Origin of the sequence: Puniceicoccus vermicola, assembly GCF_014230055.1 — a bacterium.
Taxonomy (GTDB): domain Bacteria; phylum Verrucomicrobiota; class Verrucomicrobiia; order Opitutales; family Puniceicoccaceae; genus Puniceicoccus; species Puniceicoccus vermicola.
This window is the reverse complement of the sequence record NZ_JACHVA010000040.1, coordinates 123,568-145,251: the sequence shown is the minus strand read 5'-3', so window position 1 is coordinate 145,251 and position 21,684 is coordinate 123,568. Positions and strand designations below refer to the sequence as shown.

At 55.1% G+C, this 21,684-nt stretch carries 17 protein-coding genes; 9 read left to right on the top strand and 8 right to left on the bottom strand.

Features of this window, described 5'->3' with window-relative positions:
* Window positions 1-19: 19 nt before the first annotated feature.
* From H5P30_RS04160 to H5P30_RS22615, 4 genes are all read right to left on the bottom strand, one after another.
* Window positions 20-424 carry a hypothetical protein gene (locus H5P30_RS04160; RefSeq protein WP_185691700.1) on the bottom strand — a complete coding sequence of 135 codons (405 nt, stop codon included), beginning with the start codon at window positions 422-424 and terminating at the stop codon, window positions 20-22.
* A 178-nt stretch (window positions 425-602) separates the two neighbouring features.
* Entirely contained in the window at window positions 603-1,433 is an 831-nt protein-coding gene (gene lgt, locus H5P30_RS04155; protein WP_185691699.1) for a prolipoprotein diacylglyceryl transferase, read from the bottom strand.
* On the bottom strand, window positions 1,430-2,512 hold the full coding sequence (mnmA, locus tag H5P30_RS04150; protein ID WP_343075426.1) for a tRNA 2-thiouridine(34) synthase MnmA: 1,083 nt from the start codon (window positions 2,510-2,512) through the stop codon (window positions 1,430-1,432). Before mnmA ends, lgt begins: the two co-directional genes overlap by 4 nt.
* Window positions 2,513-2,742: 230 nt before the next feature.
* Window positions 2,743-3,240: a hypothetical protein gene (locus H5P30_RS22615; RefSeq protein WP_185691698.1), complete on the bottom strand. Its 498-nt coding sequence runs from the start codon at window positions 3,238-3,240 to the stop codon at window positions 2,743-2,745.
* A 236-nt stretch (window positions 3,241-3,476) separates the two neighbouring features.
* Here H5P30_RS22615 and coaE point away from each other — a divergent pair, with 236 nt between their 5' ends.
* The 9 genes from coaE to H5P30_RS04100 all read left to right on the top strand — a co-directional run bounded on the left by coaE (window position 3,477) and on the right by H5P30_RS04100 (window position 16,303).
* Window positions 3,477-4,079, top strand: coding sequence for a dephospho-CoA kinase (gene coaE / locus H5P30_RS04140; protein ID WP_185691697.1), 603 nt, complete (start codon window positions 3,477-3,479; stop codon window positions 4,077-4,079).
* Window positions 4,076-6,148 (top strand): transcription termination factor Rho, encoded by a 2,073-nt coding sequence (gene rho / locus H5P30_RS22390; RefSeq protein WP_185691696.1) that lies wholly within the window; start codon window positions 4,076-4,078, stop codon window positions 6,146-6,148. Before coaE ends, rho begins: the two co-directional genes overlap by 4 nt.
* 128 nt (window positions 6,149-6,276) lie before the next feature.
* On the top strand, window positions 6,277-8,028 hold the full coding sequence (locus H5P30_RS04130) for an ATPase, T2SS/T4P/T4SS family (protein ID WP_185691695.1): 1,752 nt from the start codon (window positions 6,277-6,279) through the stop codon (window positions 8,026-8,028).
* Between the two features lie 3 nt (window positions 8,029-8,031).
* The gene (locus H5P30_RS04125; RefSeq protein WP_185691694.1) at window positions 8,032-9,105 is read left to right on the top strand and encodes a type IV pilus twitching motility protein PilT; all 1,074 of its coding nucleotides are present in this window, start codon (window positions 8,032-8,034) and stop codon (window positions 9,103-9,105) included.
* A 5-nt stretch (window positions 9,106-9,110) separates the two neighbouring features.
* The gene (gene gspE / locus H5P30_RS04120) at window positions 9,111-10,802 is read left to right on the top strand and encodes a type II secretion system ATPase GspE (RefSeq protein ID WP_185691693.1); all 1,692 of its coding nucleotides are present in this window, start codon (window positions 9,111-9,113) and stop codon (window positions 10,800-10,802) included.
* A 61-nt stretch (window positions 10,803-10,863) separates the two neighbouring features.
* Window positions 10,864-12,108 carry a type II secretion system F family protein gene (locus tag H5P30_RS04115; RefSeq protein ID WP_185691692.1) on the top strand — a complete coding sequence of 415 codons (1,245 nt, stop codon included), beginning with the start codon at window positions 10,864-10,866 and terminating at the stop codon, window positions 12,106-12,108.
* A gap of 331 nt (window positions 12,109-12,439) precedes the next feature.
* Window positions 12,440-13,165, top strand: coding sequence for an MIP/aquaporin family protein (locus tag H5P30_RS04110; protein WP_185691691.1), 726 nt, complete (start codon window positions 12,440-12,442; stop codon window positions 13,163-13,165).
* A 43-nt stretch (window positions 13,166-13,208) separates the two neighbouring features.
* Window positions 13,209-14,705 carry a glycerol kinase GlpK gene (glpK, locus tag H5P30_RS04105; protein ID WP_185691690.1) on the top strand — a complete coding sequence of 499 codons (1,497 nt, stop codon included), beginning with the start codon at window positions 13,209-13,211 and terminating at the stop codon, window positions 14,703-14,705.
* Window positions 14,706-14,725: 20 nt separating this feature from the next.
* Window positions 14,726-16,303, top strand: coding sequence for a glycerol-3-phosphate dehydrogenase/oxidase (locus tag H5P30_RS04100; RefSeq protein WP_185691689.1), 1,578 nt, complete (start codon window positions 14,726-14,728; stop codon window positions 16,301-16,303).
* Window positions 16,304-16,438: 135 nt separating this feature from the next.
* On the opposite strand, the gene H5P30_RS04095 is transcribed toward H5P30_RS04100, so the two are convergent.
* The 4 genes from H5P30_RS04095 to H5P30_RS04080 all read right to left on the bottom strand — a co-directional run bounded on the left by H5P30_RS04095 (window position 16,439) and on the right by H5P30_RS04080 (window position 21,682).
* Entirely contained in the window at window positions 16,439-16,945 is a 507-nt protein-coding gene (locus tag H5P30_RS04095) for an STAS domain-containing protein (RefSeq protein ID WP_185691688.1), read from the bottom strand.
* Window positions 16,946-16,994: 49 nt separating this feature from the next.
* On the bottom strand, window positions 16,995-19,820 hold the full coding sequence (locus tag H5P30_RS04090; protein WP_185691687.1) for an aconitate hydratase: 2,826 nt from the start codon (window positions 19,818-19,820) through the stop codon (window positions 16,995-16,997).
* Between the two features lie 51 nt (window positions 19,821-19,871).
* Window positions 19,872-20,345, bottom strand: a complete 474-nt coding sequence (locus H5P30_RS04085) for a redoxin domain-containing protein (RefSeq protein WP_185691686.1) — start codon at window positions 20,343-20,345, stop codon at window positions 19,872-19,874.
* Between the two features lie 62 nt (window positions 20,346-20,407).
* Window positions 20,408-21,682 carry an RsmB/NOP family class I SAM-dependent RNA methyltransferase gene (locus H5P30_RS04080; protein WP_185691685.1) on the bottom strand — a complete coding sequence of 425 codons (1,275 nt, stop codon included), beginning with the start codon at window positions 21,680-21,682 and terminating at the stop codon, window positions 20,408-20,410.
* Window positions 21,683-21,684: the final 2 nt, after the last annotated feature.

The following is a 21,684-nucleotide window of genomic DNA, read 5'->3' as shown; positions in this document are numbered from 1 at the left end:
AGGGGATTCACATCCCTTGTCAAAATCGGCGCGCCCGTTTTCTTGACCGGAGGAAGGAACGAAAGCTCTCGGATCCAAAGACAATCCAAGTGCCGAGGCCGTTGATGATGAGGGAGAGGACCCCAACAGGAACCAGCGGGATTGTTTCAGGTTGAGAGTAGAGGATGCCGATTAGAATCAGGGCCCCGAGGATGCCCAGAGAAAGTCCAATTCTTACCAGCCAAACCGCCCAAGTTCGCCCGAAGTAAAAAAAGATGAGAACGGGGATTAGGAGGACCCACCGAAAATACAGGAACGTCATGTCCTTGGTGGGGAGGTTCTCTTCTATGTAGAAGCTCGCAGCTTCATTTAGCAAAAGGATTAGGATGACTATCCAGGCCAGCCGTTTTCCGATGATTTTGCGTTTGGATCGGTGCTCACTCACGAGGTTGTTCTCTTTGAAATTGGAAATAGAGCTTCGGGGAATGAGAGCCTGATTCCGGGTGCTTCTTCTGGGGGATTGAGGCGGGATCCGTGTTCCATGCCTCAACCCTGCAAGGAAGTGGCGCAACTTTCACCGGAGGATCTTCGGGGCAATCCCTCAGGGCGTAGGATCCCGAAGATTATCGCTTTCCTCCTTTTCCGGGCCGGGCGCGGAAAATTAGATAACCGCCGACCAGGAGAAGGGGGAGGGAATAGAATTGCCCCCGGGTGAGGCCGAGGATGAGGGGCGCATCGGGTTCGCGGACAAACTCTGTACAAAAGCGGATGATTCCGTAGCCGATGAGGAACTCGGCACTGAGACGCCCGTTACTCAGGTTTGGGTTTCTCCAGAAGCGCCATTGGAGCCAGGCGAAGAGAAGGATGCCTTCGCCGAAGGCTTGGTAAAGTTGGGAAGGGTGGCGCGGAACGATCTCGCCGGTGATTGGGTCAGGAGGACTCTCGGGGAAGATCACCGCCCAAGGCACAGTGGAGGGGCGCCCCCAGAGTTCTCCGTTTACGAAGTTGGCAATGCGGCCAAAAAAGAGCCCGACCGGAGCGGCGGTTGCGAGCATGTCGGTGACGGCGAGGAAGCGAATCCGACGCCGGCGGGAAAAAATCCAGGTCGCCAGGATGACCCCGATCATGCCGCCGTGGCTAGCCATCCCTCCCTTCCAGACGGCGAAGAGGAGCAGAGGGTCCTGGATAAACTCCTGCCAGTCATAGAGGAGGACGTAGCCAATCCGGCCCCCGGCAATGACGCCGACGAGGAGATAGGTCAGGAGGTCCAGCTCTTCACCTACCTTGAGGGGAGAGCGGTCTTTCTTGCGGTAGAGGATGAGGAGGGCGATCCCAATGGCAAAGCCGAGTAGGTAGGCCACTCCGTAAAAGCGGATTCCTTCGACGGGGAATCCCTCGGGAAATCGTACGATAAACGGGCCGAGATCGTGGGTCCAATAAGCGAGGGAGTTCATGAAAATTCCTTTTGGTGTTCGACCGCTTCGTAGGTGCCGCCTCCGATCAACTCTTCGCCCCGGTAAAAGGCCAGAATCTGGCCGAGGGCGAGAGCTCTTTGGGGGTTCTTGAATTCGACTTCGATCCGACCTTCACCGGTCGCGATGATCTGGATTTCCTGAGCCGGATCTCGGTAGCGTGGCTTGGCTGCAAGGGTTTCGCCCTTAGAGGGAGGATCGCCGATCCAGTTGAGAGAGCCGATGATGGCACCGGTTTGATAAAGGAGGGGGGTCTCGGGGCGGTCAAAGCCGATGACGAGTTGGTTCTTTTCGAGATCTTTTGCGACGACGACGAAGGCCTCGTTGTCCGTATTCGAAGGAACTCCAATACCCCGGCGCTGCCCGATGGTGAATCGATGAAGGCCTTTGTGGGTGCCGCGGACGGTGCCCGCGGTATCGACGATGTCGCCGGGGCTGTCGGGAATGTAGCGGCTGAGAAATTCGTCGATCTTTACTTTCCCCAGGAAGCAAATGCCCTGGCTGTCTTTCTTGCGGGCGTTGGGGAGCCCGATCTCGTTGGCGAGTTCGCGGACCTCGGCCTTGCGCAAATCGCCCACGGGGAAGACGACGTTTTGCAGGTCCTCTCCGCGAGTCAGGGCGAGGAAGTAGGATTGGTCCTTGGTCTTGTCGATTCCTTCGAGGATGCGGGTTTGCCCTTCGCTGGATTGGCTGCGGCAATAATGCCCAGTCGCAATGTGGCTAAATCCTTCCTGCCGGGCAACGTCTCGGAAAACCCCAAACTTCATCTCGCGGTTGCACATGATGTCGGGGTTTGGGGTGATGCCCCGGCGATAGCCATCGACGAGATAAGTGACGACCTTCTCCCGGTAGTTGCGGACGAGATTGACGATGCGGAAAGGAATGCCCAGATGGTCAGCGACCGCCTCGGCATCTTCGATGTCCTGAGCGGCTGGGCACTCGCCGAGATCTTCTTCGTCCAGCCAAGTGCGAATGTAGGCACCCTCCACGTCGTAGCCCCGCTTTTGCAGAAGTGCGGCCGCGATGGAGCTATCCACCCCGCCAGAGAGTGCGACGAGAATCCGGTTGTCGTCGGGAGTTTTCAGTGGAGCGTCCCCCTGGCTTGCACGTAAATCGATCTCTTCACAGAGAGTAGGGGGGAACCCAAAAATTCGATGCCGTCAATCCAGAACCCGCAGGAGAGGGAATCAGGATTCCCTCTCCGCGAGTAAGAATGGTCGGTGGTTCCCTGAATCAGGAGACCGTTGTCTGGGAGCCAGCTCCTATTCGGAACTGGGCTCGGGAGCGACGTTTAGTAGAAGCTCGGTGTAGAGATCGAGGTGCCGCCTGCTGCGACGGTTTGGTCTTCGCCATTGGCCCAGATCTCGTCGTTGACGAGGAACTTGAAAACGATGCCGCTGTCGGCCTCGGTCGTTTCCAGCTTCCACTCGTCAGAGGAAAGGTTCTCCATGGGGGTGCCTTGAGTCCAGCTCAGTCCGCCGCCCTCACCGCGCACGTAGAGTGCGTTGCCAAAGCGAACGTCAACCCGGGCGATGATCCGCGTCACGGACTTTGCCTTTGGGGTGCTAGGTGCTGCCTTTGGCGCCGCTTTCTTGGTGGCTACCTTCTTGGTCGTGACCTTTTTGGCCGCGATCTTTTTCGTGGCGACTTTTTTCACAGCCTTCTTAGCGGCTACCTTTTTCGTAGCCACCTTTTTTACCGGTGCTTTTTTGGTGACGATCTTCTTCGTCGCTTTTTTGGCTGCGGCTTTCTTGGCCACCTTTTTGATAGTTTTCTTCGCTGCTGACATGAGTGATGCGTTTTTAAGTTAAATTGTACGCAATTAGTTTGGATTTAGCTTTAGCAAGAATGAATCCAGTTCACTTTTTCTTAAAGAAAAATCCATTCTTCCGGAGAGAGTATTTATAGCGCTAATTTACGGAGAGTCGAAGGTTTGAAAATGCAATGGGGCTCCATCCTTGAGGAAAGGGCTTCGGTTGTTTTCTCCCTCGCAAACAGAGGAAAGCTGTTCTACCACGGAAGGCCATGCATGGAATACGACTCGGACTCACGGGAACTATCGGCTCGGGCAAATCGACAGTCCTCTCTCTTATGGCGAAACAAGGATGGCGCGGGGTTCGGACGGATCATTTGGCACGGGAAGAGATGGAGACGCCGAAGGCGATTGCGAAAATTCGAGACCGATGGGGCAGTGCAGTTTTTGACGAGGAAGGGGTGCTGGACCGTGAGGCGGTGGCTGGAATCGTTTTTGTCAATGACGAGGAGTTGAATTGGCTGGAGAACCTTTTGCATCCCTTGGTTCGGCAGCGTTGGATGCAGAGAATGGAGGAAGATGCGGAAAACGATGTGGTGGTGGAGATTCCTTTGCTCTTTGAGAAAAAACTTGCCTCCCACTTCGATTTCGTCGTTTCGTTGAATTGTCCGGAGCCCCTTCAGTTCGAACGATTAAGGGCGAGAGGACTTTCCGCCAACGATATCGAAGCGCGGAAACTCCGGCAACTCCCCGCCTCGGAAAAGGATTCCCGAGCGGATTTTGTAATCTCCAATAGTGGAACTATCTCCTTTCTCGAAAAACAAGTTATCCGCCTTTCCGAACGCATCCGAGGAATGGCGAATCGAAAATCATGAGTGAAGATCAATCTGAAAACGAGTCGAAGCTAACAAGCGAGAGCCCTGCTCCCGCAGCCAAGAAGGCTCGTAAGACTACCCGTAAAAGAGTTTCCCGTGCCAAAGAAGCGCCTGAAGAAGGCGCAGCGAAGCCTGCTGTGAAAAAGCGGGCTCGGAAGACTGCTCGCAAGACCGCTGCCTCCGCGGAAGATACGGCTTCCGCCAAGAAAGCGGCCAAGGCCGAGAATCAGGAGTTTGATTTTGCCGCTTCCGAGAAGCCCAAGCCTGCCTCCAAAAGAGCGCCGAAGGAGATTTCGGCCAAGGAAGCTCCGGCGAAAGAAGCTCCGGTGAAAGAGGTTTCGGAGCCTAAGCCTGCGGCTTCGGAGGATAAAGGATCGGCGGAGCCTCGGCAGGAAAAGAATCGTCCTGAGTCGAATCAGGGAGAGCGTTCCGGTGGCGACCGTCGCAACTCTGATGGTAATCGTGGTAATGGTGGTCAGGGGAATTCTTCCAATCGCGGAGGCGGTGGAGGAGGTCAGCCTCACTTCCGCCAGTCCGGTGGAGGCAATGATGGCGGGAACCGGTTCAACAACCGGAATAACAATAACAACAACCAGAATCGCAAAAAGAAGAAGCGGAAAGGTAAATTCGATAAGGGACCCGGAGGAGGAGGGGGTGCTCGACGCAATACTCCCTTCAATGCCGGAGGCGTTCCGGTAGAAGTCGATCCGAACCTGGAAATGGGTCAGCTGGTCGATGATGAGTTGTTGCAGGATGTTGCCGCTTTGGAGGAGTCCTTCCAAAAGCTTTATGACGAATCGGTTCCGCCGGTTCTGTTTAACGATCTTTACGACCTTCCCCTTCAGGAATTGCGGGAGCGTTCCCGCCGTTTGCAGTTGGATCTGGAAAACGCGCCTTCCCGCCCGCAGATCCTTGAGCGGATGATGAAGCACTTCGAGGAGAAGAAGAATCCCGTCCTCGTCGAAGGTTGTCTTGAGGTTCTGGACGATGGCTTCGGGATGGTTGTCTTTCCCGAGGACAGTTATCGGTTGAAGCCGCTTTGCCCGTTTGTCAGCGAATCCTTGATCGAGCATCACGGACTTCAGCGGGGGCACATGATCAAAGTTTTCATCCAAGCTCCGAGGGAGGGGGAATCCTGCCCGATCGTCTTGAAGGTTCAGTCGGTGATGGGTTCCGATATTAAGGCCTTGGAAAAAATCACTCCGTTCACTGAGCTCGTTCCCTATTATCCTCTCGACCGAATTCTGTTGGAAAATTCGGATGAGAATCCGGAGAACAATCTTTCGATGCGAGTCGTGGATCTCATCTCGCCCATTGGCTTTGGTCAACGGGGGTTGATTGTGGCTCCGCCTCGAACCGGGAAAACGGTTTTGCTGCAGGGCATAGCGCATTCGATCCAAATGAATTACCCGGATTCGCATCTGATCGTCCTGCTCATTGACGAGCGCCCAGAGGAGGTGACTGACTTCCGGCGTCGGGTCCGCGGGGAGGTCATCAGTTCCACGTTTGATGAAACCGCCGGCAGTCACGTTCACGCGGCCGAGATGGTCATCGAAAAGGCCCGCCGAATGGTGGAGACCGGTCGGGATGTCGTCATCCTGCTCGACTCGATTACCCGTCTTGCTCGTGCTTACAACACTCTCATGCCCAGTAGTGGGAAGATCCTCTCTGGTGGGGTTGAAGCGAATGCGCTCCAGAAGCCGAAGCGCTTCTTTGGTTCGGCTCGCAATATCGAAGATGGCGGAAGTCTGACGATTATGGGCACCGCCCTCGTGGATACCGGGAGTAAAATGGACGAGGTCATCTTTGAGGAATTCAAAGGGACGGGGAACATGGAGCTCCATCTGGACCGCAGTCTCGTCGATAAGCGGGTATTTCCTGCCTTGGCCATGGATCGCAGCGGGACTCGGAAGGAAGAGCTTCTCTACCACCCGGACGAAATGCAAAAGGTCTACTCGCTGCGTCGGGCCACGAAGGGAGTTCCGCCCGTGGAAGCGATGGAAATGTTGATTCAACGGGTCAAGAAGACGCGGAGTAATGCTGAGTTTTTGATGACTTTGAGCCGTTGACGGAGCGATCTGAACGACTTTTCACAGCAATCTAGCAAGCAGAAGGTTGACGCGGTGCGGCTTTTCGGGTGTTCTGGGGACGCTTTTTGACTTTTCAGTCTTCCTCCAAAAACCTTTAAATCCATACCGTGACTTCTGCTGACGACTACGTCCTACAGCTTCTCGCCGAGCGAGAAATAATTACAGATGATGATATCGAAGCGGCCCTGGGTGAAGTTCGGGAGACCGCCTCCGGGGAGGAGGGCGAAGCGGATGAGAATTCGCTCGCTCTAAATCTTCTCATCGAGAGAGGGTATACGACTTCGGCGCAGGTTGCCGAGACTTTGGCCGAATCCTTCAACATGGAGGTTGTCGATCTCGACAGCGTCCGTGTCGATGAAGAGACCTTGAAAAAGGTTCCGGCCTCTCTCGCCCGCCGCTATCACGTCTTTCCTTTGGAAATCGATGAATCGGAGGTGAAGCTGGCCATCAGCGATCCTCTCGATGTCGATGTTACCGACAACATTGCCCAGTATCTGCGGAAGACCGTAACGCCCTACATCGCGACTACCGAGTCTATCGAGAAGGCCATCGCCGGTAATTACGGTCAGGAAGATACTTCTGAGATGGCCTCTTTCATTTCCTCACTCGATACCGAGGAGGAAGATGCAAAGAACAAGGATGCCGCTGAAGGGCTGGACATTGAAGGTCTGGGTGATGGTGACGGAGAAGAGGGTCCGATCATTCGCTACGTGCAGATGGTGATCGCCGAGGCATTGAAACGGCGCACTTCTGATATTCACCTCGAGCCCCTTGAGAAGGAGTTTCGCGTGCGTTACCGGATTGACGGTGTGCTTCACGAGGTTGAAGGGCCACCCAAACGATTGCAGCCGGCGATTATTTCCCGGATCAAGCTGATGTCGAACGTCAGCATTGCGGAAAAACGAGTTCCGCAGGACGGACGTATTTCCGCCAAGGCCGGGGGCAAGGATATTGACCTCCGCGTTTCGGTTCTGCCGACGGCATTCGGGGAGAGTATCGTCATGCGTATTCTCGATAAGGAAGGCCTGAAGCTGGGGCTGCCTGAGCTCGGATTTTTCTCGGATGACCAAGCGGTTTTTGAGCGGATTATCGCCATGCCAGACGGAGTGTTCCTGGTCACCGGACCGACCGGTTCCGGAAAATCGACGACCCTTTATTCGGCTCTGCATTACATCAATCAGCCTGACCGGAAGATTATCACCGTTGAGGATCCGGTGGAGTATGAAATGGCGGGGATCAATCAGGTTCAGGTGCGCCGCGAGGTGGGCATGGACTTTACCTCGGCCCTGCGCGCCATGCTTCGTCAAGCTCCCAACATCATTATGGTGGGGGAAATTCGGGATAAAGAAACCGCGGAGATTGCGATCAACGCTTCGCTCACCGGGCATATGGTCTTCAGCACGCTTCACACCAATGATGCCCCGAGCGCGATTACTCGTCTTGTCGATATCGGCGTGAAGCCCTTCCTCGTCTCTGCTTCGCTACGAGCGGCAATGGCGCAACGCCTTGTTCGAAAGATCTGTGTGCGATGCAAAGCCGACCATATTCCGGAAAAGAAGGATCTCGATGCGGTCGGAATCCGTCCGGATGACGTCGACGAAGGCAATTTCAAGAAGGGCGAGGGCTGTGCCAGTTGTTCCGGCACTGGCTATCGCGGTCGATTTGGGGTTTTCGAATTGTTCACTGTAAACGACGAGATTGCCCAGATGATTTATGAAGAGCGCACTCTCGTCGAGTTGCGCCGGAAGGCTCTCGATCTCGGCATGCGCTCCATGCGTGACGATGGCATTCGGAAGATCATGGCAGGGATGACTACCTGCGAAGAAGTTCTTAAGTCGACGGTCGCCGCCGCCATCTGATCCATGGGTTACGAACTCAACGATTTGCTGGAATTAACGGTCTCGGAGGGTGCCTCCGATCTGCATATTCATGTTGGGCGCCCACCATCGCTGCGATCGGGGGGAGGAATGGTCCCGGTCGAGGGTCCAGATCTGACCCCGGAGGATGCCGAAGAGTTGGTGATGGCGATTGCCTCCGATGAGGTGCAGCAAAAGTTGAAGAGCGCTGGGCAAGCGGATTTCGGTTTCGCCTATCGCGATCAGTGCCGGTTCCGCGTGAATGTCTTCCGAGCTCGGGGAAATGTGGGCATGGTCCTTCGCCAAATTCCGTCAGATCTCTTTTCTCTCTCCGATATCGGGATACCGCGTCAAGTCGTAGAGTTGTTGAATCGCCCTCGGGGTCTCATCCTCGTTACCGGTCCGACAGGTTCGGGGAAGTCGACGACACTGGCTTCGATGATCGATTGGATCAATCGGAATCGGGATGGGCACATCGTTACGATCGAAGATCCGATCGAGTATTATCATCCCCACCGCAATTGCATCTTGACCCAGCGGGAGTTGGGACACGACGTCGACAACTTCGGAGACGCCATCCGTGCCGCTCTTCGGCAGGATCCCGATGTTATTCTGGTCGGGGAAATGCGGGACTTGGATACGATCCAGGCCGCGGTCACAGCCGCCGAGACCGGGCACTTGGTCTTTGGAACGCTCCACACGACGGGTGCGGCCCGCACAGTCGATCGTATTGTCGATGCTTTTCCCGCTGCCACCAAAGATCAAATACGCACCCAGCTCGCGTCTTCAATCGTCGCCGTGGTTTCTCAGGTTCTCTGTCGTAAGATTGGCGGAGGGCGGGTCGCAGGTCTCGAAGTGATGGTCACTACCACTTCGATCGCCCAGCAGATTCGTGAGAACAAGACTTTCCGTATCGACTCGGATATCCAAACGGGTGGCCGTCTCGGTATGATTTCCCTCGATGTGCACCTTCGAGCCCTCGTGAACGAAGGCCTCATCGAACCAGCAGAAGCCCTTAAGAAGGCACAGAAGCCCGATATGATGCGGGAGAAATTAGCGGAATCTGGATTCAAAGTCTGAACCCCATGTTTGAAGATCACAACGACACTATTTTTGACCTCCTGAAGGAACGTGAACTCGTTCCTCATGACCAGCTGATCGCCGCATTTGACGAAACGCACGGCACCGGTAAGGCTCTGGCGGAGGTGCTCATCGATTCGGGATACCTCACCGAAGAGCAAATCTTGGAGAACCTGGCCGACTACCTCGGGCACCAATATATGGATGAGGTCCCGCGGATGGTTGAGGAAGATGTCTCCAAGCAGGTCCGTCCGAATCTGGCCCGCATGTACGGTGTGGTCCCGGTCCGCTACGACGACACTTCGATCGATCTTCTGGCCATGGATCCCCTGAATTTCAGCATCGTTGACGATCTGACTTTCACCCTCAATAAGGACATCAACTTGGTCGTGGCGGATCCGCCCAAGATCGAGACTCTTCTCTACGAGACTTACGGTCAGGGAGATGCTTCGATCGACGATTTGCTTGGTGAGCTGGATGAAGATTCAATGGAAGATGTCGATGATGACATCTCGGATGATGATCTCAACCAGTTGGCGAATCAGACTCCGATCATCCGGTTTGTGAATCTGGTTCTCCAGCAGGCCATTAAGGATAAGGCCTCAGACGTTCACTTTGAGCCGTATGAGGACCAGTTCCGGATTCGATACCGGATTGATGGGGCGCTCTATGAGATGTCGCCACCGCCGAAGAAGTTAGCGGTCCCCGTGATCTCCCGCATCAAGGTTATCGCGAATCTTAACATCGCCGAAAAGCGCATTCCTCAGGATGGTCGTATCAAAATGACGATCGCCGGTCGTCCGGTCGATCTTCGGGTGTCCACGCTCCCGACACAATTTGGCGAGAGCGTCGTGCTTCGTGTCTTGGATAAATCCGTGGTGAACCTCGACTTGGAGTCACTTTCTCTCCCAGACGATGTCCTCGAGAACATCCGGAGCACCGTTCGTTTGCCCAATGGGATCTTCATTGTCACCGGGCCGACCGGTAGCGGCAAGACGACGACTCTCTATAGCGCGCTTCGTGAGATCAACCAGATCGATACCAAGATTCTCACGGCTGAGGATCCGATTGAGTATGAGATCGAGGGGATCATGCAGGTGGCCGTAAACCACCAAGTCGGCCTCGACTTCGCCCGAGCCCTGCGCTCATTCCTCCGGCAGGATCCGGATAAGATCATGGTGGGTGAGATTCGTGATATTGAAACCGCGCAGATTGCGGTCCAGGCCTCCCTTACGGGGCACGTCGTGCTCAGCACCTTGCACACGAACGACGCTTCCGGTGCTGTCACCCGTCTTGTCGATATGGGGCTGGAACCCTTCTTGATCTCCTCCTCGCTTGAAGCCGTCCTCGCCCAGCGCCTTGTGCGGCGAATCTGCCGCCAGTGCCGCCAAGAGTACGAACCCGATGGTGAAATGATTGATCTTCTCGGGGTCGATCCGCTGGAGGTTGCGGACAAAGATTTCTATTTCGGAGCAGGATGTCCCCACTGTAGCAACACAGGATATTCCGGTCGTATTGGTCTCTTTGAGATGATTATGGTGACCGATCCGCTCCGCGAATTGATCAACAAACGCTCACCCACTCTCGTGATCCGCCAGAAGGCTTTGGAGCAGGGGATGAGGAGTCTCCGAGAAGACGGTCTCCGAGCGATTTTTGATGGCCATACTACCATTGAAGAGGTCCTAAAATACACTTGATTGGCGGTATTCGGACCCATAACGTTTACTCTGTTTTATTTAATCCCTTTTTTTCTGAGTTATGCCCCAGTTTTCATACAAAGCAATCGACGGTAACGGTAAAGAGCGTCGCGGAAAAGTTAACGCTGCTTCACCCGAGGAGGCGAATAGCCAGTTGACCAACATGGGGCTGATGCCTCTGGAAGTCACTGAGTCGAAAGGCCGTTCCAAGCGCGGTGCTTCGAAGCCGAAGGCGCAGAAGAAGAAAAGTTCTCTCTTCGGTCGGATTAAGAACGAAGAGTTGACGCTCTTCACCCGACAACTCGCAACCCTTCTCCGTTCCGGTGTCCCGCTCCTCCGCGGCCTCGATGTCATGGAGCGTCAGGAGAAAAATGCGAAACTGGCTCAGATCATTGGCAGCTTGGCCGAAAACGTGCGCGCTGGTAATTCATTTTCCGACGGGCTGACCCAATACCCGAAGTATTTTGACAAACTTTACGTGAACATGGTCCGTGCCGGTGAGGCTGGGGGTGTTCTCGAGACGGTTCTCGACCGTTTGGCCGGCTTCATGGAAAAGTCGCTGCGTCTGCGGAAGCGCGTGAAATCGGCCATGGTTTATCCGTCGGTCGTTGTCTTTGTCGCCATCGTCATCGTGGTTCTTCTGATGGTTGTCGTGGTTCCGAAATTCGAGCAGATCTTCGAGGAAATGCTTAGAGGGGCCGCTCTTCCGACAGTGACTCAGATCGTTATTGGAACCAGTCGATTCATTCAGGAGAATATTTTGATTGTCCTTGGCGCGATCGTCGCGGTCGCCGTGATCGGTCGAATTTTGGTGAAGACCCCGGCGGGTGGTCGTGCGAAGGATATGGTTCTCTACAAGCTTCCCAAAGTGGGGGACCTCCTCAGTAAGGCGAATATTGCCCGCTTTACCCGGACCTTTGGAACACTCCTTTCGAGTGGGGTTCCGATCTTGGACGCGCTGGTCATTACTCGCGAAATCGTTTCAAACCGCTACTTTGCGGATGCGATCGGGCGAATTCATGACCAAGTCCGCGACGGGGAATCCGTGGCGGGTCCGATGGCCAATGAAAAAGTTTTCCCGACGATGGTGACCAGTATGGTTGAAGTGGGTGAAGAAACCGGTGAGTTGGATGAAATGCTGACTCGGGTGGCTGATAACTATGATGAAGACGTGGACAACGCGGTGAACGGAATTACTTCCATCATCGAGCCGGTCATGATCGTCTTCCTCGCTGTGGTCGTTGGTTTCATCGTCATCGCGCTCTTCATGCCGATTATCAAGATCATCGAAACGCTCAGCGTTTAATGATCTGAGCCGCCTTACCGAAAATCTCGTCAATGAGGTTTCGGTCGGAGGTTTAAGCCTGATATTTTAGGAAGGCCTTTTAGAGGCTTCCCGAGGGTCTGAAGATCACCTGACGTTGGACCGAAGGTTCGACGAGGGCTGTCCAGGGAATTTTGTCGCCTTAAGGATTGAGTATCCCCGTGGCGGAAGAGCACTCAGGAGCCTGAATACATATCCTGTGATAATGGGACGATCGCGAATTTTTTTGCTGATAGGGATTTTCTGGTTGGAATCGAGGAAAAATTCGTATTTGGCCCATTGCGGAACCGGGAAATGTGGTTAGATTTAATCCATGCCCTACCTAGCCGAGTTTGTCGGTACCCTGCTCTTAATTCTTTTTGGAAACGGGGTAGTCGCGAATGTTCTGTTGAACAAATCCAAAGGTAATGATTCGGGAACTTTCATGGTTACCGCCGGATGGGGAGTCGGAGTCGCGGTCGGGGTTTACGCCTCAGGACACGTGAGTGGCGGCCACATCAATCCGGCTGTCACGATCGCCTACGCAATAAATGGCACTTTTGCCTGGTCGATGGTCCCCGGTTTCATTCTCGCTCAGTTAGCGGGAGCTATGGCGGGAAGCTATTTGGTGTATCTGACCTATGGATCACAGTATCAAGCAACGGAAGATCCGGATGCGATTTTCGCCACTTTTGCCACGGCACCTGAGATTCGGAACACTCGTGATAATTTCCTCACCGAGATGATCGGAACTGCCATTCTCGTCTTCGGTGTCCTGGCCATTTTTGCCCCCGGTAATCAGGTTGGCGGCCAAATTGGACCCGCCCTTGTGGGAATGCTGGTCTTTGGGATTGGGATGTCGCTTGGCGGTCCAACTGGATATGCCATCAATCCCGCCCGCGACTTGGGGCCCCGGATTATGCACGCAGTCCTTTCGATCAAATCCAAGGGTAAGACGGATTGGGGCTACGCATGGATTCCCATTATCGCGCCTATTGTTGGTGGCATAATCGGAGGAGTGCTGTTCTCGATGACCTCTCTGGGAGCTCCGCTGTCCTGATTTTCTTTCACTGCAATAAAAACCCAAAAAACTGTTTAACCCTATGTCTAAAGATTTCCTTCTGGCTCTCGATCAAGGGACTACTTCCTCCCGAGCTATTCTCTTCGATAAGTCTGGCGCGATCAAAGCGGTGGCTCAGCAAGAGTTCCCTCAGTATTTTCCCGAGCAAGCATGGGTTGAGCACGACCCGTCGGAAATTTGGTCTTCCCAAAGTGCGGTCATGGCTGAGGTGTTGGCCAAGGCTGATGTATCTGCACGGAGGGTGGATTCCATCGGCATCACCAATCAGCGCGAGACGGTTGTGGTTTGGGACCGGAAGACCGGACAACCGATCCACCGTGCGATCGTTTGGCAGGATCGTCGCACCGCGGATATGACCAGCCTTTTGCAGAGTGGGGGACACGGAGATATGATTCGCGAGAAAACGGGACTGCTTCCCGATCCATATTTCTCCGGATCGAAAGTGAAATGGATTTTGGATAACGTCGAGGGGGCCCGGAAGAAAGCAGACGACGGAGATTTGGCTTTTGGGACCATCGATACCTGGCTGGTCTGGAAACTGACGGAAGGAGAAGTCCACGTTACCGATGCCACCAATGCCTGCCGGACGATGCTGATGAATATTCACACCGGCGATTGGGACGACGAACTTCTCTCGCTCCTCGAGATTCCTCGTTCGATGCTTCCCGAGATTCGAGGATGCAGCGAAGTCTATGGAGAGTGTGCCTTGTCGGCTACTGCTGGCGTTCCGATTGCCGGCATGGCGGGTGACCAGCACGCTGCCCTCTTTGGGCAGGCCTGCTTTGAGCGGGGTATGGCGAAGAACACGTACGGAACCGGGAGTTTTGTTCTCATGAACACCGGTGAAGAAGCCGTTAAGTCGAAGAATAACCTCCTGACCACAATCGGTTGGAGAATCGGGGATAAAACGGAGTACGCGCTGGAGGGTAGTATTTTCATTAGTGGAGCCGTTGTCCAATGGTTGCGCGACGGGATGGGACTCTTCCGAACCTCGCCGATGATTGAAGCCCTCGCCGAAAGCGTCCCCGACACCAACGGAGTCTATTTTGTCCCCGCATTCGCTGGATTGGGAGCGCCTTACTGGGATCCTCATGCCAGAGGTCTGATTGTCGGCTTAACCCGCGGATCTACGGATGCCCACATCGCCCGGGCTGCTCTCGAAGCGATCGCCTTCCAGTCTTGCGATGTTCTGGAGGCCATGGCCAAAGATTCCGGGACCGACCTCAAAGAGCTTCGAGTCGATGGAGGGGCTTCGAAGAATGATCTTTTGATGCAGATCCAGTCGGATTACCTGCAAGGAAGAGTGGTTCGGCCGAAGGTTACCGAGACAACCGCTTTGGGTGCGGCTTGTTTGGCGGGACTGGCCACAGGATTTTACAAGGATCGAAAGGAAATCGCTGCGCAATGGGAGGAAGACAAGGTTTTTGAGCCCGAGCGCGGCGCCGAAGAGATCAAAGAAAGCCGAAAGAATTGGAAGCGGGCGGTTAAGTTGTCCCGCGACTGGCACGAGTCTGAGTGATTACCCGAAAAGGAATTTAAATGAATAGAGATAAAGCAGTAGAGAAGATCGCCGATTCGTCGGAAAAGTGGGATTTCATTATCATCGGTGGGGGAGCCACCGGCCTTGGGGCTGCGGTGGATGCCGCCTCTCGAGGCTTCCGACCGCTCTTGCTGGAGCAGCACGATTTTACCAAAGGGACTTCGAGTCGGAGCACGAAGTTGGTTCATGGTGGCGTCCGCTACCTGAAGCAGGGGAATATCTCCCTCGTCCTTGAAGCCCTCAAAGAACGAGGATTGCTCTGTGCCAACGCGCCGCACTTGGCCCATGACCTCGCTTTCGTCATTCCCATCTACAACTGGATCGACACACCCTTCTACGGTGTCGGCCTCAAGGTCTACGACCGGATGGCCGGTAAACTGGGTCTGGGGCACTCGAAAATCCTTTCCGTAGAGGAAACGCTCAAGCGCGTCCCCACCGTCGAGACCGATGGTCTGATCAACGGTGTGGTCTACCACGATGCTCAATTTGACGATAGCCGTCTGGGAATCAACTTGGCCGAAACCGCGGTAGAGCAGGGCGCTACCGTTGCCAATTACATGAAGGTCATCGGGCTCCTGAAAAAGGACGATGTCGTTTGCGGGGTGCGAGTCCGTGATGAAGAAACGGGCAACGAGTACGAAGTCGAAGGCGGCGCCGTCATCAATGCGACCGGAGTATTTGTCGATAACGTCTTGAAAATGGACAACCCCGAAGCAAAGCCGATCGTTGCGCCAAGTCAGGGGATTCACATGGTCCTGCCGAAATCATTCCTCCCGGGTGATACTGCAGTCATGGTTCCTAAGACGAAAGATGGGCGCGTGCTCTTTGCGGTGCCGTGGCACGATTCGGTGGTCGTTGGCACGACGGACACCTCTGTCAAAGAAATCAGCTTAGAGCCACGACCGCTCAAGGAAGAGATCGAGTTTGTTTTCACTCATGCACAACACTATCTCCGAAAGGATCCGGAACCTTCGGATGTGCTGAGCTTCTTCGCCGGGCTTCGTCCGTTGATCAAAGCTGGGGACGACTCGAATACGGCAGCCCTTTCCCGGGATCACTCTATCCTGATTTCTCAGACCGGTTTGATTACGATAGCCGGAGGAAAGTGGACGACTTACCGCAAAATGGCGCAGGATGTGATCGACCAGGCTGAAACCGTTGCTAGCTTCGACACGAAACCCTGCAATACCCATCACCTGCAGATTCACGGATGGACCCAGCAGAAGCCAAAGAAATTCGAACACCTGAGTTTTTACGGTTCCGACGCCAGCTCTATCGAAGAATTGGTCGCCCAGGATTCAAGTCTGGGGGATCCTCTCCATGCCGACCTTCCTTACATCAAAGCAGAAGTCATCTGGGCCACACGCCATGAAATGGCCCGTTCGGTGGAAGATGTCCTCGCCCGCAGAACCCGCTCCATCTTGCTTGGAGCCAAGGCCAGCATGGAAGCCGCCCCAGAGGTTGCCCGTCTGATGGCCGGAGAACTCGGACGCGACGAAAGCTGGCAGAAAGATCAGGTAAGTGCTTATCACGATCAGGCTAAGGGCTACCTGATGCCCGAAGGCATGAGCCTGTAGCGATTGGACTTCGAAAGTTATCTTTTTCAGAGAATCCAGAAGTCACTGGATACAAAAATGGCCCCCAATTGAGGGGGCCATTTTTTATGAATTTTAGAGAGCTGATGTCCGACTTCGATGAAGTCCTGAGAATGCCTATTCCGTCTCTTTTTCGAGAAACTTGATAACGTCCTCGAATTTGGCCGCATTGGAGCGGTCTGCGTCTACCAGGTTCCTATGAGCCTCCAGCATTGAGCGAGATTCCACACTTTGATTGGGCAGCGACTCAAAGCCCTTGTCTGGCTCGTTGTCACTTTCCTCTCCTTCACCCATCGAAGAGACGACGGTCAGGATCCTGTGGAGCCCTAAATTTCTGACGAGCTCCAGGTTGCGAGTGTTTAGGTTGCACAGCTCCAGGTAGCCCTCCGGAAACTCTCTCTTCACCCGCATCGCGGCACCCGCCAGAATTCCCAGAAAAGTGCTGTCCATCCCCGTGCATTTTCGGAAATCGAGGATGAACTTACACTTTCCCTGATTCAGGAGGTGATTGAAGAGATGGTTCACGGGAGCGCTCGTTAGATAGCTCGCGCGTCCGTCTATCCGCAGCACGGCAGGCTCACCCGACGCATCAACGGTGAAGATCGGTTTTTCGTCTTCGGGCATTAGGGTAGTCTCCGTGTGAGAAACAGATTTTTCGGGTTCTCGTTCGTTCTTATCGGGTTAAGTCGCGGAGGACATAGGGGAGGATTCCTCCGTGACGATAGTAATCAATCTCTACTCCTGTATCGATTCGAATCAGAACCGGAAGCTTCTCGACTTCTCCATTCGCTCGTTCGATGACGAGGGTGGTTTCTGTCTGAGGCTTCAGATCATTGGTGAGATCGGGAAGGGAGTAAACTTCGGTGCCATCGAGCGAGAGGGATTCCGCATTCTGCCCATCCTTGAACTGGAGGGGGAGGACTCCCATCCCGATGAGGTTGCTCCGGTGAATCCGCTCGTAGCTCTGGGCAACGACGGCTCGGACTCCGAGGAGGGCTGTGCCTTTAGCTGCCCAGTCGCGGGAACTGCCCATTCCGTAGTCGTTTCCGGCGATCACGATAAGAGGCGTGTTTTCTTCACGATACTTTTCGCAGGCTTCGAAAATGGAGGTTTCCTCCTTCTCCGGCATCACGCAGGTGTAGCCACCTTCTTTTCCACCAGCGAGCAGGTTCTTGATCCGAACGTTGGCGAAAGTGCCTCGGGTCATGATCCGGTCGTTTCCGCGGCGGGAACCGAACGAATTGAAGAAGCGTTTTTCAACACCCTTGGAGATCAGGTATTTTCCAGCGGGTCCATCTTCTGGAATCGCCCCGGCAGGAGAAATGTGGTCTGTGGTGACCGAATCCCCAAAGATCGCCAAGGGGCGCATCGAAGAGATCGGCTCAATGGTGCCGGGCTCTGGAGAAAATTCCTCGAAGAAGGGAGGGTTCTGGATGTAGGTGCTATCCTCGTCCCACTCATAGAGATCGCCAGTGGACGACTCGATCTTGGTCCATTCTTCGTTGGCGTTGGCAACTTCCGAGTATTTCTCGCGGAACATTTCCGGAGTAATTCCGGTGCTGATGAGCTCCTTGATTTCCGCCTGTGTTGGCCAGAGATCTTTGAGGTAGACGGGGTTGCCGTCGCTGTCGTTGCCGATGGGATCCGAGTCGAGGTCGATGTCGATGCGCCCGGCGAGGGCGAAGGCGACGACCAAGGGAGGAGACATCAAGAAGTTGGCCTTGATGGAGCTATGGACGCGGGCTTCGAAGTTACGGTTTCCAGAGAGAACGCTGGCTGCGACGAGGTCGCCCTTCTTCACGGCCGCTTCGATCTCATCGTCGAGAGGTCCGCTGTTGCCGATGCAGGTTGTGCATCCGTACCCGACGAGTTGGAAGCCGAGCTTGTCGAGATATTCGTCCAAACCGGTTTTCTCCAAGTAGTCGGTGACGACGCGGGAGCCCGGCGCGAGGCTGGACTTCACGTAGTCGGGAACGGTGAGGCCCTTTTCGACAGCACGCTTGGCAACGAGGCCAGCCGCAAGCATGACGCTCGGGTTGCTGGTGTTCGTGCAGCTCGTGATCGCAGCGATGACGACCGAGCCGTGTTTGAGGCTTTCCTGTTCTTTATGGGTGTGGGTCGACTCGTGGCCGGGGAAGGCGGGGCGGTTGGTCACCATCTCCATCTCACTTTGCCCGTTTTCTTGAGCCGCCGGAGAGAGATTGTCGCCGCCGGAGATGTCTTCGCCATCGCTGGAAACGGGGACGATCGGAACCTCACGATCGAGGTCGTCCGCCTTGCCAAATCCTCCGTCGCTTGCGTCCTTGTTCAGGAGGTCTGAAAAGGTCTGTTTGAGGGCAGGAATATCGATGCGGTCCTGAGGACGTTTCGGTCCAGCGGTGCAGGGAACGACCGAACCGATGTCGAGATCGAGCACTTGGGTGTATTCTACATCACCCTTCTTCGGAATTCCGTAGAGCCCTTGGGCGGTCAGGTAATCTTTGATGAGAGCGATCTGCTCGTCGGTCCGACCGGTGACCCGGAGGTATTCGAGCGTTTGATCATCGACGGGGAAGAATCCCATCGTAGCCCCGTATTCAGGGGCCATGTTGGCGATGGTCGCGCGGTCGGCCAGAGTCAGCTCTTCCACGCCTTCGCCGAAGAATTCGATAAACTTCCCGACCACCTTGTGCTGACGAAGCATTTCGGTGATGCGGAGGGTCAGGTCCGTTGCGGTGACACCTTCTTTGAGGACGCCGGTCAGGTTCACCCCGATGACTTCGGGAGTGAGGAAGTAGACGGGTTGGCCGAGCATGCCGGCTTCCGCTTCAATTCCTCCTACACCCCAGCCGACGACTCCGAGGCCGTTGATCATGGTGGTGTGAGAGTCGGTTCCGACCAGTGTGTCGGGGTAGAAAACGGATTCACCGTCGACTTCGCGTTCAAAGACGACCTTGGCCAGGTGCTCGAGATTGACCTGGTGGACGATCCCGATGGCCGGAGGAACGACGCTGAAGGTGTCGAAAGCCTGTTGGCCCCATTTCAGAAATTCATAACGCTCGCGATTCCGCTCGAACTCGAATTTGAGGTTCTGGCGGAAGGATTCGGCGGTGCCGGCGCGATCTACTTGGACGGAGTGGTCGACCACGAGATCGACGGGTACGAGCGGCTCGATGACCGAGGGCTCTTTCCCGAGTTTAGCGGCCGCATCACGCATGGCCGCAAGGTCGACAAGGAGAGGCACCCCGGTGAAGTCCTGCAGGACGATCCGGGAAACGGTGAAAGGAATTTCTTCCTGAGCGGGACTCTTGGCGTTCCAGTTGGCCAATCGTTTGACATCGTCTTCCGTGATCCGTTCGCCATCGCAATTGCGAAGGACGGATTCCAAGACAACTCGGATGCTGACCGGCAGGCGGCTGATGGGTCCCACACCCTGCTTTTCAAGTTCCGGCAGGGAGTAAAATTTACCGGCCGAAGAGCCGCTTTCGAAGGACTGAAGACTGTTAAACGGATTGGTCATAGAGAGCGCGTAATTTTATATCTGTGTAATGAATGCGGTTCTGTTTGGGTCTTAGGCGGAAATCGCCGCCCGGAGTTCCGGGAAGTCCGGAACATTTTTCGGATCGTCGCTCGACCAAGAGTAAGTGATCTCTCCGTCCTTGTTGATTACAAAGGCAGATCGTTTCGCAACCCCTCTCAGGCCGAGGAGATCTTCGTAGAGCACGTCGTATGCCTTGGCGACATCCTTGTTGAAGTCGCTGAGAAGGGGAAAGCTGATGTTTTCCTTCTTGGCCATTACTTCGAGTGTGAAGGGACTGTCGACGCTGATCCCATACACCGATGCGTTCAACTCAGTGAAAGCATTGAGAGTATCCCGGACCGAACACATCTCCGACATGCAGACGCTGGTGAAGGCGAATGGGAAGAAGAGGAGAACCGTATTTTTCTTCCCGAAGTTGTCGGAGAGGGTCACGTCAGTGAGACCGTCTGCAGTTTTATACTTAAGTTTGAAGTCTGGTGCTTTCGTTCCTTTTGAGAGTGCCATAATAATGCTCAAGTTGTTAGTGCTTAGCGAATCTAAGTGTTTAGGTTCTGAGCCGAGTGGTGTCAACGATCCTTGGCCCTCATAAATCGATAGACTCCGGCCCCGTCATGGCCTGTGCGGGAGGGGAGGGCGCGGATCGCGGCGGTGAGTTGAAAAGAGCTCCCCTCGGGGGATTGCAAAAATGACTCGGCGACGGCTCGATTCTCCTCTTCCTCAATACTGCAGGTGCTGTAGACGAGGCATCCGCCGGGGCGGACGAAACGGGACGCTTCCCGAAGGAAAGTTTTTTGGATGAGGGGCATAGCCTCCATGTCTTTGGGGCTGAGGCGCCATTTTACGTCGGGTTTGCGATGAATAACGCCGGTGTTTGAGCAGGGAGCGTCGAGGAGAACGGCGTCGAACTGGTTCCTCCATGCTTCCGGGAGGGTTTCCGGACGTTCCAGATCGATCGCCACTGCACTGACGCGGTCGGCCCAAGGCGATAGGTTTTGCCGAAGATCGGCGAGGCGTTCTTCCCGGTCAGCGGCGACCAACGTCGATGGGCCGTTGGCCCGGGAGAGAATGGCGCGGCTTTTCCCTCCCGGGCTGGCGCAGAGGTCAAGAACTCGGTCGGGGCGAGAGGCGCAGAGGAGGTTTGCCGCGATGCGGGTCGCCGGGTCTCGGATCGTCAGAGCCCCTGATTGCAGGCCTTCGGCTACCGCGGGGGAGATTCCATGGGGGATCCGGGAGAATTCGGGCCATTGAGTCGGTTCGAGACCGGCCTTCTCGCGATCTTCTTGGGATCCCGAGGCATAAATGTCGGGAGGCGTTTGATTCCATTGGAGGATGCGCTCGGTCTCCAGTTTTCCCAGGGACTCGGTCCAGCGACGAACCAGCCAGTCAGGGTGCGAACTCAAAATCGCGGGGGAGAGCTCGGTTTTGCCATCCCGGGCTTTTTCCAATTGGGCCGAGGCGCGGCGGAGAACCGCGTTGGCAAATCCGGATGTTTTGCGGCCGCCGATCTTGCGCACGGCGCCGACCCAGGAATCGATGATCGCCGGTTTTCGGCCCGAAGAATCGAGATCGACCTCGGTCAGGGCGAGAAACAATGCGGCCTGTACCTCTGGCGAGGGCTTCTTTGCGACCAGAGGGGAGAGGATCTCCCGATAGAGTCGCAGGTGGCGCAGGCACGAGGCGTGCAGCCTTCGAGCCCGCCTCTCTGCTTGCGGTGTGTCAGATTCCGCACCGCCCGCTTCACGGATTTCCGAAGATTTTGCCGGAGTCCGCAGGTAGCGCGTCATCCACGCCAGAGCGAGCCTTTGGCCACTCTGGGAAAAACTGTTGTCATTCTTGGTCATGT

Coding starts and splice junctions, on each gene's coding strand:
- lgt (WP_185691699.1), bottom strand. CDS start 1,433: ATGAACTCCCTCGCTTATTGGACCCACGATCTCGGCCCGTTTATCGTA.
- H5P30_RS22615 (WP_185691698.1), bottom strand. CDS start 3,240: ATGTCAGCAGCGAAGAAAACTATCAAAAAGGTGGCCAAGAAAGCCGCA.
- coaE (WP_185691697.1), top strand. CDS start 3,477: ATGCATGGAATACGACTCGGACTCACGGGAACTATCGGCTCGGGCAAA.
- rho (WP_185691696.1), top strand. CDS start 4,076: ATGAGTGAAGATCAATCTGAAAACGAGTCGAAGCTAACAAGCGAGAGC.
- H5P30_RS04125 (WP_185691694.1), top strand. CDS start 8,032: ATGGGTTACGAACTCAACGATTTGCTGGAATTAACGGTCTCGGAGGGT.
- gspE (WP_185691693.1), top strand. CDS start 9,111: ATGTTTGAAGATCACAACGACACTATTTTTGACCTCCTGAAGGAACGT.
- H5P30_RS04115 (WP_185691692.1), top strand. CDS start 10,864: ATGCCCCAGTTTTCATACAAAGCAATCGACGGTAACGGTAAAGAGCGT.
- H5P30_RS04110 (WP_185691691.1), top strand. CDS start 12,440: ATGCCCTACCTAGCCGAGTTTGTCGGTACCCTGCTCTTAATTCTTTTT.
- glpK (WP_185691690.1), top strand. CDS start 13,209: ATGTCTAAAGATTTCCTTCTGGCTCTCGATCAAGGGACTACTTCCTCC.
- H5P30_RS04100 (WP_185691689.1), top strand. CDS start 14,726: ATGAATAGAGATAAAGCAGTAGAGAAGATCGCCGATTCGTCGGAAAAG.
- H5P30_RS04095 (WP_185691688.1), bottom strand. CDS start 16,945: ATGCCCGAAGACGAAAAACCGATCTTCACCGTTGATGCGTCGGGTGAG.
- H5P30_RS04090 (WP_185691687.1), bottom strand. CDS start 19,820: ATGACCAATCCGTTTAACAGTCTTCAGTCCTTCGAAAGCGGCTCTTCG.
- H5P30_RS04085 (WP_185691686.1), bottom strand. CDS start 20,345: ATGGCACTCTCAAAAGGAACGAAAGCACCAGACTTCAAACTTAAGTAT.
- H5P30_RS04080 (WP_185691685.1), bottom strand. CDS start 21,682: ATGACCAAGAATGACAACAGTTTTTCCCAGAGTGGCCAAAGGCTCGCT.